At 34.9% G+C, this 16,286-nt stretch carries 15 protein-coding genes; all 15 read left to right on the top strand.

The features are described 5' to 3' along the window. Window positions 1–229: zinc ribbon domain-containing protein (locus ILA26_RS05555; protein WP_292895100.1), on the top strand; the 229-nt coding region annotated here is incomplete at its 5' end. Between the two features lie 316 nt (window positions 230–545). Beyond that, window positions 546–1,412 carry a glucose-1-phosphate thymidylyltransferase RfbA gene (gene rfbA, locus ILA26_RS05560; protein ID WP_292895102.1) on the top strand — a complete coding sequence of 289 codons (867 nt, stop codon included), beginning with the start codon at window positions 546–548 and terminating at the stop codon, window positions 1,410–1,412. Window positions 1,413–1,416: 4 nt separating this feature from the next. Beyond that, window positions 1,417–1,974, top strand: a complete 558-nt coding sequence (gene rfbC / locus ILA26_RS05565) for a dTDP-4-dehydrorhamnose 3,5-epimerase (protein ID WP_292895104.1) — start codon at window positions 1,417–1,419, stop codon at window positions 1,972–1,974. 8 nt (window positions 1,975–1,982) lie between these two features. Next, window positions 1,983–2,990, top strand: coding sequence for a dTDP-glucose 4,6-dehydratase (gene rfbB / locus ILA26_RS05570; protein ID WP_292895106.1), 1,008 nt, complete (start codon window positions 1,983–1,985; stop codon window positions 2,988–2,990). A gap of 223 nt (window positions 2,991–3,213) precedes the next feature. Beyond that, window positions 3,214–3,480 carry a hypothetical protein gene (locus ILA26_RS05575; RefSeq protein ID WP_292895108.1) on the top strand — a complete coding sequence of 89 codons (267 nt, stop codon included), beginning with the start codon at window positions 3,214–3,216 and terminating at the stop codon, window positions 3,478–3,480. Window position 3,481: 1 nt separating this feature from the next. After that, on the top strand, window positions 3,482–3,760 hold the full coding sequence (locus ILA26_RS05580) for a hypothetical protein (RefSeq protein ID WP_292895110.1): 279 nt from the start codon (window positions 3,482–3,484) through the stop codon (window positions 3,758–3,760). Between the two features lie 5 nt (window positions 3,761–3,765). Further along, window positions 3,766–4,845: a CDP-glycerol glycerophosphotransferase family protein gene (locus ILA26_RS05585; RefSeq protein WP_292895112.1), complete on the top strand. Its 1,080-nt coding sequence runs from the start codon at window positions 3,766–3,768 to the stop codon at window positions 4,843–4,845. A 10-nt stretch (window positions 4,846–4,855) separates the two neighbouring features. After that, window positions 4,856–5,815 (top strand): glycosyltransferase family 2 protein, encoded by a 960-nt coding sequence (locus ILA26_RS05590; RefSeq protein ID WP_292895114.1) that lies wholly within the window; start codon window positions 4,856–4,858, stop codon window positions 5,813–5,815. A gap of 1 nt (window position 5,816) precedes the next feature. Continuing rightward, window positions 5,817–6,776 carry a glycosyltransferase family 2 protein gene (locus tag ILA26_RS05595; RefSeq protein WP_292895116.1) on the top strand — a complete coding sequence of 320 codons (960 nt, stop codon included), beginning with the start codon at window positions 5,817–5,819 and terminating at the stop codon, window positions 6,774–6,776. Window positions 6,777–6,789: 13 nt separating this feature from the next. Further along, window positions 6,790–7,644 (top strand): glycosyltransferase family 2 protein, encoded by an 855-nt coding sequence (locus tag ILA26_RS05600; protein ID WP_292895119.1) that lies wholly within the window; start codon window positions 6,790–6,792, stop codon window positions 7,642–7,644. Between the two features lie 51 nt (window positions 7,645–7,695). Then, window positions 7,696–9,099, top strand: coding sequence for an undecaprenyl-phosphate glucose phosphotransferase (locus ILA26_RS05605; protein ID WP_292895122.1), 1,404 nt, complete (start codon window positions 7,696–7,698; stop codon window positions 9,097–9,099). 154 nt (window positions 9,100–9,253) lie between these two features. Next, the gene (locus ILA26_RS05610) at window positions 9,254–11,878 is read left to right on the top strand and encodes an OB-fold nucleic acid binding domain-containing protein (RefSeq protein WP_292895126.1); all 2,625 of its coding nucleotides are present in this window, start codon (window positions 9,254–9,256) and stop codon (window positions 11,876–11,878) included. A gap of 27 nt (window positions 11,879–11,905) precedes the next feature. Then, a complete protein-coding gene (gene radA, locus ILA26_RS05615; protein WP_292895129.1) occupies window positions 11,906–12,841 on the top strand; it encodes a DNA repair and recombination protein RadA in 936 nt (311 codons plus the stop codon). Window positions 12,842–12,914: 73 nt separating this feature from the next. Further along, complete coding sequence (locus ILA26_RS05620; RefSeq protein ID WP_292895131.1) at window positions 12,915–13,820, top strand: AEC family transporter; 906 nt, start codon at window positions 12,915–12,917, stop codon at window positions 13,818–13,820. A 299-nt stretch (window positions 13,821–14,119) separates the two neighbouring features. Beyond that, window positions 14,120–16,111 (top strand): CoB--CoM heterodisulfide reductase iron-sulfur subunit A family protein, encoded by a 1,992-nt coding sequence (locus tag ILA26_RS05625; protein WP_292895134.1) that lies wholly within the window; start codon window positions 14,120–14,122, stop codon window positions 16,109–16,111. Window positions 16,112–16,286 lie beyond the last annotated feature (175 nt).

The following is a 16,286-nucleotide window of genomic DNA, read 5'->3' on the forward strand; positions in this document are numbered from 1 at the left end:
AAAAGACAAATTCCTACTCTACAAACCCGAAGCAGAAGGTGTACAATTCGTAAAAAGCCATAACACAAGCAGGACATGTCACCACTGCGGACACATAAAAAAAGAGTTAAAAGTCAAAACACGCAAATGGACATACACAAACTGCGGAAAAACACATGATAGAGACATAAACGCCGCAATTAATATACTAAACCGCTGGTTCAACGGGGATAGCCTGAAAAAACATTAAAATTAACCAATCAAATGAAAAAAAATTCAGGAATCCCCACCCTCTTTAAGGGTGGGGTGGTTCAATCATACAGATAAACTTCTACGCAAATCCTCAAATGGAGGCAATCCAGATCAGCATTTCACTTGAAAGCAAAGCAACCGGTAATCCGTTAACATTGCTTGCTTTATTGTTGTTAACATTAATAGTGCCTTTGAGAAGGAAAAAAATAAAAACACTATGGAGTTTATCTAAACTCTCACTTTTTTTTTTAAACACCCATATAATCACTAATTTTATAATTTATAAAAACAATATATTTCTTTAAGTGATTATTATGAAAGGTATTGTTCTTGCTGGTGGCTCAGGTACCCGTTTGTATCCTATAACAAAAGCCGTTTCAAAGCAATTATTGCCATTATACGATAAACCAATGATTTATTATCCTATTTCTGTTTTAATGCTTTCTGGAATTAAGGAAATATTGATAATATCCACTCCTAGAGATTTGCCGATGTATCAAGATTTGCTTGGTGACGGATCCACATTTGGGATTAAATTTGAATATGCGGTTCAAGAAAATCCGAATGGTCTTGCAGAGGCATTCATAATAGGTGAGGATTTCATTGGTGATGAGAATGTTGCTTTAATTTTAGGAGATAACATTTTCCATGGACACAGATTCACCGAAATTCTTGAAAGAGCAACCAATCTCGAAGATGGTGCAGTAATTTTCGGTTATTACACAAACAATCCTGAAGCTTTCGGGGTTGTTGAATTTGATGATGATTGGAATGTGCTGTCCATTGAGGAAAAACCTGAAAAGCCAAAATCAAATTACATAGTTCCTGGTCTTTATTTCTATGATAATGACGTTGTGGAAATAGCTAAAAGCGTTAAGCCGTCAGATAGGGGTGAAGTTGAAATAACTTCTGTCAATGAGGAATACTTGAAACGCGGAAAACTTAAGGTGGAACTGTTAGGTCGTGGAATGGCCTGGCTTGATACCGGAACTCATGCAGGACTTTTGGAAGCGTCCAATTTCATTGAAACCATTCAGAAAAGGCAAGGGTTATACATAGCTTGTCTTGAGGAAATAGCATATCGTAAAGGTTACATTTCAACTGAACAGCTATTGAAAACAGCTGAAGAACTTAAAAAGACTGATTATGGAGAATATTTATTTAAATTAGCTAAAAGATGATATTATGGGAAAATTCAAATTCACTCAAACAGGAATAGAAGACATGTTCGTTGTGGAACCCACTGTTTTTGAAGACAACAGGGGTTATTTCATGGAAACTTTTCAGGAAAATGATTTTAAGGATGCAGGCTATGACTTAAAATTCGTTCAGGATAATCAATCCAAATCATCAAAAGGAGTTTTAAGGGGTCTTCACTTGCAGTTAAAATACCCTCAAGGAAAGCTGGTTCGTGTAATTAAGGGAACAGTTTTTGATGTTGGTGTGGATTTGAGAGGAGATTCACCGACTTATGGAAAATGGTATGGTGAAATCCTATCTGAAGACAATAAGAAACAATTGTACATTCCTCCAAAATTTGCCCATGGATTTTTGGTTTTATCAGATGAAGCAGAATTCTTGTACAAATGCACTGAATTCTACCATGGTGAGGATGAAAGCGGAATAAAGTGGGATGATGAGGATATCGCTATTGATTGGCCTTTGGAAGGCATTGATGAGATAATCCTATCTGATAAGGACAAGGAATGGAAATCATTTAAGGAAGCTCAAATTAAATACTAGTGATTATTATGACAAATATTTTGGTTACAGGTGGAGCAGGATTTATCGGAAGCAATTTCGTTAGATATATGGTTAACAAGTATTCAGATTATCATATAATTAATCTTGACGCTTTAACATATTGCGGAAACTTGGAAAACCTTAAAGACATTGAAAACAAGGATAACTATTCCTTTGTCAAAGGCGACATCAGGGATAAGGAAGTCGTTGACGACTTGGTTAAGAAATGTGATTATGTTATCAATTTTGCGGCTGAAAGTCATGTTGACAGGAGCATAACCGACCCGGAAATCTTTATAAAATCAAACGTTTTGGGCACTCAAGTGCTTTTGAACGCCGCAAAGGAATATGGTGTTGACAAGTACATTCAAATTTCAACCGATGAGGTTTACGGAACATTGGGAAAGACAGGCTATTTCACAGAAACTACTCCTTTACAACCTAACAGTCCTTATTCTGCATCTAAAGCTGGTGGAGATTTGATAACAAGGGCATATGGTGAAACTTTTGATTTGCCAATAAATATCACTCGCTGTTCCAACAATTACGGGCCTTATCAATTTCCAGAAAAATTAATTCCGCTGATGATTTCAAATACCTTGGAAGATAAGAAACTGCCGATTTATGGTGACGGCAAGAACATTCGTGATTGGTTGCATGTGTATGACCACTGCCATGCCATTGACTTGGTATTGCATGAGGGAAAGCTTGGCGAAGTCTATAATATTGGTGGCAATAACGAAAAAGAAAATATCTACATTGTTAAACTGATATTGGAAGAGCTCGGCAAGGATGAATCACTAATTGAATTTGTAACTGACCGTTTAGGTCATGATAGGCGTTATGCTATTGATTCAACTAAAATTCAGGAAGAATTGGGCTGGTCTCCTAAATACACTTTTGAAGTGGGAATTAAAGAAACCATTCAATGGTACTTGGACAATCAGGATTGGATCAATCAGGTTAAAAGCGGACAATATCAGGAATATTATGAGAAGATGTATTCCAATAGGTAGTTTTTACACTTGAAATATACCTCTTCTTTAAAAATATTTCATTTTTATTATTATTTTTTATCATTTTGTTTAGTTTTAATGCGTTTTTTCCACTTTTATTTATTTTTTTATTCAGATTGAAAATTCATATTAAATAAATTATTAAGATAGTTTTATATATTATAATTAGTTAATAATTATTATTGTTAAAAAATTTAATTTTTTTAGGGAAATGGTGATTTGGATGTTGGGACAATATTTGCCTTTTGTGGGATTGATTATTTTTGGGAATATTGAAAACTTGGTTTTATCCTCTCAAGGTGTTGTAGCAGGTGTAAATCCTATTAAATTAGCAATTGCGAGTATTATTTGTGTTTCATTATGGTTAATCATTGGAACTTTTGGAACTCAACTTCTTATTGATTATGTTGATTTCATTGATTTTATTGGTGGGGTAGCTATTCTCATTTTAGGTGCTCAAGCAATGTATACATCTATTAGGGGACAATAGTATGCAGGAAATAAGACCATTTTTAGCATTAATCGTTTTTGGAAACATAGAAAACTTAATCTTGGCAGCTCAAGGTGTTGCAGCTCATGTTAATCCTTTAGGACTGGCTATCTTAAGTTTAATTGCAGTTGTTTGCTGGTTGGCTATAGGTACATTCGGAACAAAAGTTGCAATGAAATACGCTAGGTACATCAACTTCATTGGAGGGCTTGCGATTTTCATCTTAGGTCTTCAAGCAATAATCGAAGCTATTCCTGGAATGTTAGCATTTTTCCATTAGATAAGATGTCATATTTTAAACATAAGGTGTATGGAATATTATTTAACCTATTCAAACACACCAAAATAGATGAAAAATCCGTTTCCTTTATTATTGATTCAAGAGAGTCATTTAAGGGAAATTTGGATTATATCAAAAAGGAATTTGAGAAAAGAGGAGACTACAAATTCCATTTTTTTTACAAGGATAAGCTATCCTTTGGAAGTTTCAAGAAATTGGCCGGTTCCAAATATATTTTTTTAAATGATAACTTTTTTCCATTGGCATTCATGAACTTTAAGGATGAAAATACAATCGTTCAGCTGTGGCACGCTCCAGGAGCTTCTAAAAAATTCGGAGGATCCGTGGATATTGAAAGCAGGGATATCCTTAAAAAAATCTCAGAAAACACAGATTATCTTATTGTGACTTCAGACAAAATTAAAGGGTATTATAGCGAGGCATTCCAGATGCCTGAATCTAAAATCAAGGCACTGGGACTTCCACGTATGGATTATTATTTTGAAAATCATGATTTGGATAAGATAAAAGAGGGATTCTTGAAAAGGTATAACATTTCCCAGGATAAGAAAATAATTCTCTATGCACCCACTTTTCGTGACGAGTCCAAATTCAACAATGTATTCGATTATTTGAACCTGAACAAATTTAATGAGGTTTTTTCCGATGAGTACGTGTTGGCTTTAAGATTGCATCCAAAGATTAAAAATTTTTATCAGGATGACATATCTTCAAGGGGACAGTATGTTGATGTCAGTGACTTTGAAAGCGAACAGGAACTGATGCTGATTAGTGACATTTTGATTACTGATTATTCATCTATTATGATTGAATATGCAATTTTAAACAGGCCAATTATATTTTTCACTTATGATTTGGATAGTTATTTGGCTAATGAACGTGGATTTTATTATGATTTCAAAACCACTGTTCCAGGTCCAATAGTTTATACTTCAGATGAGCTGATTGATCTCATTGTGAATGCTGATTTTGATAAAAGTAAAATTTCAGGATTTGTCAAGACACAATTTGATGAAATAGATGGTCAATCATCTAAGAGGGTTGTTGATTTTCTTTTAAAATAATGGTGGGATTATGAATAATATTGATGTTAGTGTTATTGTTCCAGTTTATAATGCATCAGAATATATAGGCAATACTTTAAATTCAATAATTAATCAGGATTTTGATGGGTATGAGATAATTGTCATTGATGACGGATCAACCGACAACAGCTTGGGAATAATAAGAAGCACCCTTGAAAATGCATCAGTGCCAAATAAGGTTATTCATCAGGAAAATTCTGGAGTCAGCGTTGCAAGAAACGTGGGAATCGATGCATCCGAAGGGGAATATCTGGTTTTCATTGATGCCGATGACTATGTGACTCCAAATCATTTATCAACATTATACAATGGAAAAAGCGATTTTAGCTTGACTTTATATGTCAAGAAGGATGGAGACAAGCTGACTCAATTGGATTCATACTCTGAAGAGGTCATCTCAACGGAAGATTTCATCAAAAAAGAATTAAACATGCAGATAACATTCAATTTCTTCCAATTAATGTATAAATCAAGTATAATTAAGGATAATAACATCAGATTCACTCCGGGTGTTGTTTACGGTGAAGACACTGAATTTGCCCATAGGGCATTGTTTCATGGACGTGAAATCGTAATTAATAATGAAATAACATATTACTATGTTCAACACTCCGGATCTGCCATTAAAACAACTGAATACAGGCGTTTCGGTGTTATAAAAATCTTTGAAGATTTGGCCGATTTCTATAATAAGAATAATAAACCTGAACTTGCTAATCTAATAGTAACATCCAGAATTCCAAAGGCAATTTTTGGAAACATGAATTTCTTTTTCAGCAACGGATACGACTTTGATGAAGTGATGGGTAAAATGAAGGATTTGGACCTTCTGACCAAATTGTCAAAATATGAAGGGGATTCCAAATTCAAATTGAAAATAAAGTTATTCTTGCTGAATCCAAAAAGGTATTATAAAATGTGGATGAAATTAAAAAATTCAATTGATTAATATGAAAGTTTCAGTCGTTACGCCAAATTACAACGGGGAAAGATTCCTGAAGACATTTTTCGAATCCTTAAATAATGATTCGCAACTCATAGGTGAAGTCATAATAGTTGACAACGGGTCAACTGATGGAAGCAGGGATTACATCAAAAATGGCAGCTTCAATTTTCCGGTCGTATTAATTGAAAACACAGAAAACCTAGGATTTTCACCGGCTGTCAACCAGGGAATCAGAAAGGCAAAAAACGAGTATATCTTCTCTTTAAACAACGACACTGAAATAAAAAAAGGCTCAATTAAAGCGTTGGTCGATTTGATATCTTCAGATGACAATATTTTTTCAGTTCAAGCCAAAATGCTTCAATATGACAATAAGGAACTGATTGACGATGTTGGGGATGAGTACAACTTGCTTGCCTGGACTAAAAAGACAGGTGAAAACCACAATTCAAACGAGTATGTGGAGGTAAATGAGATATTTTCAGCCTGTGCAGGTGCGGCAATGTATAAAAAATCAATACTTGATGAGATTGGAGCTTTTGACGATAACTTTTTCGCTTATATGGAAGACGTTGACTTGGCGATACGCTCAAGAATCTATGGCTATAAGAATTTGCTGTGTCCCGAAGCTATTGTTTACCATATTGGAAGTGCAACAAGCGGAAGCAGATATAATGAATTCAAGGTTAAATTGGCTGCCCGTAATAACGTTTGGGTTGTTTACAAGAATTTGCCGATACCTTTGAAGATTGTGAATTTTATATTTTTATTTTTAGGATTTTTCATAAAATATGTGTTCTTTGTAAAAAAAGGGTTTGGTTCAACTTATCTTGGCGGAGTTAAGGAAGGGCTGTCAACAAGAGGCAAAATCGACAAGGTCGGATTCCAAACCAAAAATACAAAAAATTATTTTAAAATCGAATACAAATTAATTATAAACACTCTTAAATTTTTAAAAAAATAACTTAGTGAGTTTCATGGACCTTTCTGTTGTAATTGTAAATTATCAAACATTTGAATTAACAAAAAATACCATCGATTCCATTCTGGAATATGATTATCCATTTTCATATGAGATTTATGTGGTGGATAATGCATCCAGTGACGACAGTTTATCCAGATTGCAAGATTATTTTGGAGATAAGGTCAAATTCATAGCTTCAGCTGAAAACAACGGTTTTGCCGCTGGAAACAATCAGGCACTAAGGTTGGCAACCGGAAAATACCAGCTATTGTTGAATTCAGACACAATTGTCTGGGAAAATACATTGGAAAACATTCATGACTACATGGAAAGGCACACTGATGTCGGAGCATGCGGCTGCAGGGTTGTTTTGGAAAACGGTGATCTTGACAAGGCATGCAAAAGAAGTTTTCCAAATGTTAAAAACTCATTTTTTAGGCTATTCCACATTCCAACCAACAGCAAGGATGACGATTACAACCTGACAGACCTGCCTGACGATGAGATTTATGAGATTGATTGCTTGACTGGGGCATTCATGTTCATGCGAAAGGATGCGTTGGATGAGGCAGGATTGCTTGATGAGACTTTTTTCATGTATGGAGAGGACATTGACCTGTGTTACCGTATTAAAAAGGCCGGATGGAAGATAGTCTATTATGGCGAATCCAAAATAACTCACCTTAAGGGCGCAAGCAGTAAGAAACAGAAATCTAAGTTAATATATGAATTTTATCGTGCAATGTATATTTATTATAATAAACACCATGCTAAGGAGTCAAATTTCATCGTGAACATTGTTGTGTATATTGGGATTGCCCTTTTATGTTTATTAAAGCTTTTCTTGAATTTGTTTAAAAAAAGTTAAATAACTACAATATAATATATAATAGTAATACTGGATTTTTTGGTAGTTATCATGATAAAAGAAAATCAGAAAGCATTGAATATATTATTGGTTTTAATAGATGTTTTTGTTATTAGCATCTCATTATTATGTTCCCTATGGCTAAGATTTAAAACCACTTTATTCGGGCCTCTTGGAGGACATTTAGGGTTTCAAAGTTATCTGTTATTCTTAGTTTTAGCTGTCATTCCAGTTTATTTGATTTTATATTTTGCATTTGGTTTGTATAAGCCACGCAGAACTTATAAAAATATATTTTCAGAAGCTACTCAAATTATCAAGGTAAATATCATTGCATTCTTTGTATTGGTTTCAATTTTATTTATTATCAACCAACCAAATTTTTCAAGGATAATGCTCTTTCTCCTAGCGGTAATTGCCACATTCTTAGGAATCATTGAAAGATTTTCCATAAGAAGCACATTAATGAAAATGAGAAAGAATAATAGAAACTTAAAGCATATTCTCATTGTTGGAGATAACGATTTGGCATTCACATTCGCCCGCAGAATTCGTGACAATCCATATCTTGGTTTTGTTGTCAGCGGATTTGTGGGAAGATCTGACCATGTTGGATTGGAAATGGAAGGAAGCAGGATTATAGCGTCTTTTAAGGATATAGATAAGATTCTTGAAAAAAATAGGTATGATAGGGTAGTTTTAGCTATTCCACTAAAATACTATTATAAGATTAATGAATTAGTAGAAAGCTGTGAGAAGGTAGGAATCAAAGCGGAAATCATACCTGACTATATTAGGTATTTCCCGGCACAACCGTCAGTTGACATGATTGAGGATATTCCTATTATCAATATTCGTTATGTACCGCTTGACGATGAATTTAATAAATTCTTAAAATATGCCTCTGATTACATAATAGCGATTATAGCAATTATTATCACATCACCAATAATGCTTGTCACTGCTATTGCTATTAAATTGACATCTAGAGGTCCAATTATCTTTAAACAGGAAAGAATGGGGTATAATGGTAAGACATTCATGATGTATAAATTCCGTAGTATGAAAGTACAAGACCCTAGTGAGGAGAAGTCTGAATGGACAACAAAAGACGATCCAAGAAAGACAAGGGTGGGGGATTTAATCAGAAGAACCAGTATTGATGAATTGCCTCAGTTTTTCAATGTTTTAAAAGGAGACATGAGTGTTGTCGGTCCAAGGCCTGAAAGACCATATTTTGTAGAGCAATTCAAGGAAACAATTCCTAAATATATGGTTAAACACCAAGTGAAACCTGGTTTGACTGGTTGGGCACAAATTCATGGATGCCGTGGTGACACTTCAATTAAAAAACGTATAGAATATGATATTGAGTACGTAGAAAACTGGCACATGGGTTTGGACTTAGCTATCATGATTAAAACCGCATTGAAGAAAAATCCTAATGCATATTAATTTTTGTGCATTTTCATAAGTGTGCAGTTTGACAATATTTATATTAAAATTTTTTTATAATAGGTATTGAGATTACTTTTCAAATGCTCTCTCTAATACTTTATATACACTTTGATGATAAAATTATAATTAACTTTTCTATGAGGGGTTTGGTATGCAAGAAGAAATTTTACAACTATACGAAAAAGTCAAAGATAAACTTTCTGAAGAAGAGTTTTTAGATGAAATAGAAAAAATGAAATCCGCAAATGATGAAGTTGATTTCATTGACGATTTTGGTGCCGCACAGATGGTAGTTCAAAATCACGTTGGTATAGACACATCTATTTTTGATAAACCTGAATCTTCACAGGAAGATAATGCTGAAGAAATTAATGATGATTCTAGAATGGCTCCGGAAATTCAAGAAAAATACGATAAAGTTAGGGACCAAATTTCCCAAGAGGAATTCTTGGAAAGAATGGAAAAATTCAGACAACAAGAATCTGAAAATCCTTTCATGACAGATGATAGTTTAGCGGACATGGTCGTTGGAGAATTCGTAACTGAAGAACCTGAAGCTATAACTGATAGTCCTGATTTTGATTTTAAAACTATCAGTGAACTTGAAAAAGGAAGTAGAGGAGCAACCATTGCTGGAAGAGTCGTTTCAATTTCAAATCCAAGATCATTCAAAACACGTAAAGGTCAAAGTGGAGAAGTATGCAATGTTGAGCTAAAGGATAACACCGGTGAAATAAGGGCTGTCTTCTGGACTCAAAACATAAAACTTCTTAAGAATGTTAATGAAGGAAACATCATTCAGATTAAAGATGTTGATATTAAAGAAGGATACACAGGTTTGGAAGCCAACTTAAGACCAAGATCAACTGTTGTGCATTTAGATGAAGACCCTTCAAAATTCCCTGTTTATGAAGAAAACATTACAAATATTGCAGATATATTGCCTGACACTAAAGTCAATCTCATTGCTAGAATCGTTAGAATTCCAACAATCAGAACCTATGAAAAGAATGGAAAAGAAGGTCAGGTTGCATCCCTTGAACTCCAAGACGGTTCAGGACAAATCTCTTATACCTTATGGAATAAAAACACAGAGTTGATCAGTGATTTAGGACTTGAAGATGGAGATACAGTTAAAATTCTTCAAGCTCAAGCACGTGAAAGACCAAACCGTGACGGTGAAAATGAAATAACATTAACCCACTGGGATGGCAGAATTGTAAAAGGCGATTATGACGTTCCTGAAATCGTTCAAGAGTTCTCCCCAATCGCTGATTTGAGGGAACAAAAAGATGTTTCAATCATTGGAATTGTTTCCAGACTTCAAGATATTAAGATTTTCAGAAGAAAAACTGATAACACCGAAGGAAAATTAAGAAACTTTGACGTTAGAGATTCCACAGGTGAAATCAGAGTGACTGTCTGGGGAAATGACACATCATTGCCTTTAAATAAGGGGGACATTGTTAAAATTATTGGAGGAGATGTCCGCTTTGATGAATACACTCAAAGTCAATATTCAATGAACACAAATTTCAATACACAAATAACAATCAATCCTCAAAACTTGCCTATTGAGCAACTAGACGAATTGGATTCTTTAAGGGCAGACCTTCACCCAACTCCAATCGGGGAAGTTGAGATGATGGATGATGAAGGTGTGGAAATCGATGTTATTGGAAGAATATTGTCCTTAGAGGATATTAGAGAATTCCAAAGAGATGATGGTGAAGTGGGCCAAGTTCGTTCAGCAATGTTGGCCGATGAGTCAGGTAAAGTAAGATTATCTTTCTGGAATGATAAAGCTAAAGGAGATTATAGCGTCGGTGAGGCATACAGAATTGAAAATGCTAGAACCAGATTAGGATATTATAATGTTGACTTAAATATTGGTGGAGGATCAAGAATTATCAGATTATCTGAAGAAGAAGCCTCTGCAATGTTTATTCCAAAATTAGAAACATTAGAAAAAGCACTTTATGACTACATCAGTATTGAAGATGCTGAAGAAGACGAATCCGATAAAATAATCATCGGTAGGGTCATTGAAGTATTTGAGCCACGTACATTCGAAAGAGATGACGGTGAAGGAAAAGTAAGAAATGTAGAAATCGCTGATGATACTGGATCCATTCTTGTTGTGCTTTGGAATGATGACGCTGATAAAGAATTTGAATTAGGACAAGCAATCAAATTACAAAACCCTCGTTTCAGATACAATGACAGAACCAATCGTATAGATGCTAATGTATCTGGAGGAACTACCATTCTAAAACCAAGTGAAAGTGAACTAGAGAGATTACCTTCATTTGATGAATTAATGGAAACAATATTTGCTCCAAAATCAATAGAATCCTTATTGGAAGATGACACTAATGTTCATATAACCGCAACAATCAAAGAAGTGGGCACTGAAAGAACAATTCTTGTGAAATGCCCTAACTGTAATGCGAGTGTTGAGGAAGCTAGTGACGAATATATTTGCGACAACTGTGGACATGTATTTGACGAGCCAAGATACACTCTTATGATTCCAACCACTGTCGAAGATGACACTGGATCCATTCAAGCTACTTTCTTCGATGATTTAGCTGAAGAGCTTATTGGAATGAAAAAAGAGGAAGTTATTTCACTTCTTGAAGATGGTTATGGAATTGAAGATAAACTCGAAGACTTAACAGGAACTACAATAGAATTTATTGCTAATGTAAGTTTTGATAATTATAACGAAACAAATAGGTTAAACCCTAAGAAATTTTTGAAAAAATACTACTAGAATAAATAGAATGAAGGAATGATTATTATGGTCGAATTAAGTGATTTACCAGGTGTTGGAGAAAAAACAGCAGAAAAATTAAAAGATGCAGGTTTTGCTGACATGATGAGATTAGCAACCGCTACTCCTAAGGAATTATCAGTAAAAGCTGAAATCGGTGAGGGGGTTGCTGAAAAAGTTATTGAAGCAGCCCGTAGAGCAGAAAACATTACTTTTGAAACTGCATTAGAAGTTGATGAAAGAAGAAAAGATGTAGGACACATCACTGTTGGAAGCCAAGAATTCAATGATTTAATTGGCGGAGGTATTGAAACCCAATCAATTACTGAAGTGTTTGGTGAATTCGGATCAGGTAAAAGTCAAATTTCCCATGAATTGGCTGTTACAGTTCAATTACCTGAAGAGCTCGGCGGTCTTGATGGTGAATGTGTATTTGTAGATACTGAAAACACTTTCCGTCCGGAAAGAGTAAGACAAATCGCTGAAGGATTTGAATTGGACACCGAACAGGTATTAAGCAGAATTCATGTAGCTCGTGCATTCAACTCATCTCACCAAATCTTAATGGTTGATAAAATCAATGAGCTTATCCAAAGTGGAGCTAATGTTAAATTGGTCATTGTCGATTCATTAATGGCTCACTTCAGAGCTGAATACGTGGGAAGGGAATCTCTTGCTGTAAGACAACAAAAGTTGAACCAACATTTACACTCTCTTCAACAAATTGCAAACACTTACAATGTTGCAGTATTCCTAACCAACCAAGTTCAAGCTAAACCTGATTCCTTCTTCGGAAGCCCTACAAAAGCTATCGGTGGACACGTTTTAGGACACGCTTCCACTTACAGAATCTGGCTTAAAAAAGGTTTGGCCGGAAAAAGAATCGCACGTTTAGTGGATTCTCCTCATTTGCCTGAAGGCGAATGTGTATTTAAAATTACTAGCGAAGGTATCGTTAGCTAATTTTATTTTTTCTTATTTTCTCTATTTTTTTCATTAATTAATTTTATATACTTTAAAATTTAATGTTAGTATCATGAACGCAATAGAAATTACAATTCTATCAATTATCATAATGATTGCTTTAGGTTATGTCCTAAAACGCGTCGATTTTTTATCTGAAAAGGATGTTAATCCTTTAAATAAGATTGTAATTAATATTCTATTGCCTTGCATGATTTTTTCTGCATTATATGGTGCAGATTTGTCCTTGATGCCTAAGCTGGGCATTTTGCCATTTGTGATATTGGCGTCCTCATTTTTAACAGGTATAGTTTCATATCTAATTCTTAAGAAGCTGGGTTATGAGGACAAGAAGCTTTGGAGCGTACTGGTCACTGTCATGATAGCAAACACCGCCTTTATGGGCTATCCTGTTAATTTGGGAATATTTGGTCAGGAAGGTTTTTTAAGGGCAATCTTCTGTGACATCGCCACAATGTGTATATTTATAATTTTATCCTTTGCTTTGGTTTTAAAATTTGGTGGAACTCCTAAAAAAGCTGTTAAAAAGATTTTGATGTTTCCTCCTTTGTGGGCGATTATTTTAGGTATTGGATTTAACTTGCTTTCTATTCCAATTGGTCCTGTTTTGGACAAGACCATCGGTTATCTTGCAGACGGCACAATTCCATTGATAATGCTTTCATTAGGCCTTACCATTAATTTGGAGGGACTTTCAAGAAGCAAGATGATGGTAATTTTCACTTCAATCATGAAATTGGCCATTTTCCCATTCTTTGCATTTATAATTGTTAACTTGTTGGGACTGGTGGACCTTCAATATACGGTTTCAATTGTAGAGGCTGCAATGCCTTCAGGGATGCTGTCTTTGGTACTTGCGATAACCTATAAACTTGATTATGAATTGACCTCTGACTGCATATTAATCAACACTGTAATCTCTTTGATTACACTTCCGTTAATTATCATGTTGATATAGCAAAAAAATTAATAATTTAATTTAACCTAAATTTATTAATTTATGAAAAAAGGTTGATTATTCTTTATTTTAGTTTATAATCAATAATTAATCTTTATTAAGTAAATAATTGTATTTTTAGGGATATTTTCATTCATCATATATAAGCTTTACTCCAAGTATTTTATAGAAACCTTTATAAATGTGTATTTACTACATTTATATATCTAATACTATGTAAAATTTTACTACTTGTTTTTAAAATTGCAATTTTTTATATATATTAGATATTTTTCACGACTTGTACAAGGTGAATTAATATGGCAGAAGAAAAAATAGATAATAACGAAGAATTAAGGATTGGTGTTTACGTCTGTCACTGTGGTGTAAACGTTGGTGGAGTTGTAAACTGTCCTGAAGTTGCTGAATACGCTAAGTCCTTACCTAACGTTGTTCACGCAACCGACTACAAATACATGTGTTCTGACCCTGGTCAAGCAATGATCCAAGAAGACATCAAAGAGAAAAACTTAAACAGAATTGTTGTAGCAGCTTGTTCCCCTCGTCTTCACGAACCTACTTTCCGTAGATGTGTAGAAGAAGCAGGATTAAACAAGTTCTTATTTGAATTTGCTAACTTAAGAGAACAAGACTCCTGGGTACACATGAACCAACCTGAAGAAGCAACCGAAAAAGCTAAAGACTTAACTCGTATGGCTGTTGCTAAAGCTAGATTACTCGAACCATTAGAAGCTACCAAAGTGCCTGTGGACAACAAAGCATTAGTTATCGGTGGTGGAGTAGCTGGTATCCAAACCGCATTAGATTTAGGTGACATGGGATTTAAAACCTACATGGTAGAAAGAAACCCAACCATTGGTGGACGTATGGGACAATTAGATAAAACTTTCCCAACTCTCGACTGTTCAATGTGTATTTTAGCACCTAAAATGGTAGACTGTAACAAACACGAAAACATCGAATTAATTTCCTACGCAGAAGTTAAAGAAGTTGACGGATACATCGGAAACTTCAAAGTAACTGTAGAGAAAAAAGCAAGATACGTAGATGAAGATTTATGTACTGGATGTGGAGCATGTCAAGAAGCTTGTCCTATCGAAATACCTAACTACTACGACGAAGGTGTAGGTATGGTAAAAGCTGCATACATCCCATTCCCTCAAGCTGTACCATTATGTGCAACCATCGATAAAGATTACTGTATCGAATGTAACTTATGTGTACAAGCATGTGGACCAGACGCAATCGACCACAACCAACAACCTACCGAAATCGAATTAGAAGTTGGTACTATTGTTGCTGCAATCGGTTACGACCCATTCGATCCATCCGGAATTTACCAATACGGTTACGGCCGTTTCTCCAACGTAATTACCGCTATGGAAATTGAAAGGATGATTAACGCATCCGGACCTACCGGTGGTCACGTAATCAAACCTTCCGACGGTATCGAACCTAAACGTGTAGCATTCATCCACTGTGTCGGTTCCAGAGATGAACAAATCGGTAAACCATACTGTTCCAGAGTATGTTGTATGTACTCCATGAAAAACGCTCAATTATGTATTGACCACGAACCTGATACCGAAGTAACCTGTTACTACATGGATATCCGTTCATTCGGTAAAGGATACGAAGAGTTCTACAAAACATCTCAAGAAAAATACGGTATTGAATTTATCAGAGGTAAACCTGCACAAATCTTCGAAAACGACGACTTAACCTTAACTATCAGAGCAGAAGATACTTTACTCGGTAAAGTAACTGAATACACTTACGACTTAGTTGTATTAAGTGTTGGTCTCGAACACTCCGCAGGATCTGACGAACTCAGACAAACCTTAGGTCTCTCCAGATCTGCTGACGGATTCTACATGGAAGCTCACCCTAAACTCAGACCTGTTGACACCTTAACTGACGGTGTTTACATTGCTGGTGTAGCACAAGGTCCTAAAGATATTCCTGACTCCGTAGCACAAGGTTCAGCTGCAGCATCCAGAGCAGCTATCCCAATGGCTAAAGGAGAAGTAGAAATCGAACCTATTATTGCATCCAACGACGAAACCGTTTGTGGAGCATGCCAAGTATGTGTTGAATTATGCCCATATGCAGCTATTAGTATCGCAACTGGTGTAGGTGGAAAAGAATTTGCACAAATTAACTCCGCATTATGTAAAGGATGTGGTACTTGTGTAGGTGCATGTCCATCTGGTGCAATGAACCAACAACACTTCAAAACCGAGCAAATTATGGCACAAATCAGTGCTGCTCTTGAAGACATAGGTAAATAGATTTAGAGATTAATTTCTCTATTTCTCTTTTTTCTTTTTTTGAGTCTGTAAAATTTTATAGGCTTCTTTCAAATTTTATTTTTTTACACTTGAAATTTCACTTCGATAAAAATTCGTTCTAATTTTTCTTTAATTTGAAAATAAATGGTTAAAAAATAGTAAATTACTTAAATAA

It is taken from the genome of Methanobrevibacter sp. (genome assembly GCF_017940815.1).
GTDB lineage: Archaea > Methanobacteriota > Methanobacteria > Methanobacteriales > Methanobacteriaceae > Methanocatella.

Bases quoted from the DNA above. Each gene is read 5' to 3' on its own strand.
- rfbA (WP_292895102.1), top strand. From the start codon at position 546: ATGAAAGGTATTGTTCTTGCTGGTGGCTCAGGTACCCGTTTGTATCCT.
- rfbC (WP_292895104.1), top strand. From the start codon at position 1,417: ATGGGAAAATTCAAATTCACTCAAACAGGAATAGAAGACATGTTCGTT.
- rfbB (WP_292895106.1), top strand. From the start codon at position 1,983: ATGACAAATATTTTGGTTACAGGTGGAGCAGGATTTATCGGAAGCAAT.
- ILA26_RS05575 (WP_292895108.1), top strand. From the start codon at position 3,214: ATGTTGGGACAATATTTGCCTTTTGTGGGATTGATTATTTTTGGGAAT.
- ILA26_RS05580 (WP_292895110.1), top strand. From the start codon at position 3,482: ATGCAGGAAATAAGACCATTTTTAGCATTAATCGTTTTTGGAAACATA.
- ILA26_RS05585 (WP_292895112.1), top strand. From the start codon at position 3,766: ATGTCATATTTTAAACATAAGGTGTATGGAATATTATTTAACCTATTC.
- ILA26_RS05590 (WP_292895114.1), top strand. From the start codon at position 4,856: ATGAATAATATTGATGTTAGTGTTATTGTTCCAGTTTATAATGCATCA.
- ILA26_RS05595 (WP_292895116.1), top strand. From the start codon at position 5,817: ATGAAAGTTTCAGTCGTTACGCCAAATTACAACGGGGAAAGATTCCTG.
- ILA26_RS05600 (WP_292895119.1), top strand. From the start codon at position 6,790: ATGGACCTTTCTGTTGTAATTGTAAATTATCAAACATTTGAATTAACA.
- ILA26_RS05605 (WP_292895122.1), top strand. From the start codon at position 7,696: ATGATAAAAGAAAATCAGAAAGCATTGAATATATTATTGGTTTTAATA.
- ILA26_RS05610 (WP_292895126.1), top strand. From the start codon at position 9,254: ATGCAAGAAGAAATTTTACAACTATACGAAAAAGTCAAAGATAAACTT.
- radA (WP_292895129.1), top strand. From the start codon at position 11,906: ATGGTCGAATTAAGTGATTTACCAGGTGTTGGAGAAAAAACAGCAGAA.
- ILA26_RS05620 (WP_292895131.1), top strand. From the start codon at position 12,915: ATGAACGCAATAGAAATTACAATTCTATCAATTATCATAATGATTGCT.
- ILA26_RS05625 (WP_292895134.1), top strand. From the start codon at position 14,120: ATGGCAGAAGAAAAAATAGATAATAACGAAGAATTAAGGATTGGTGTT.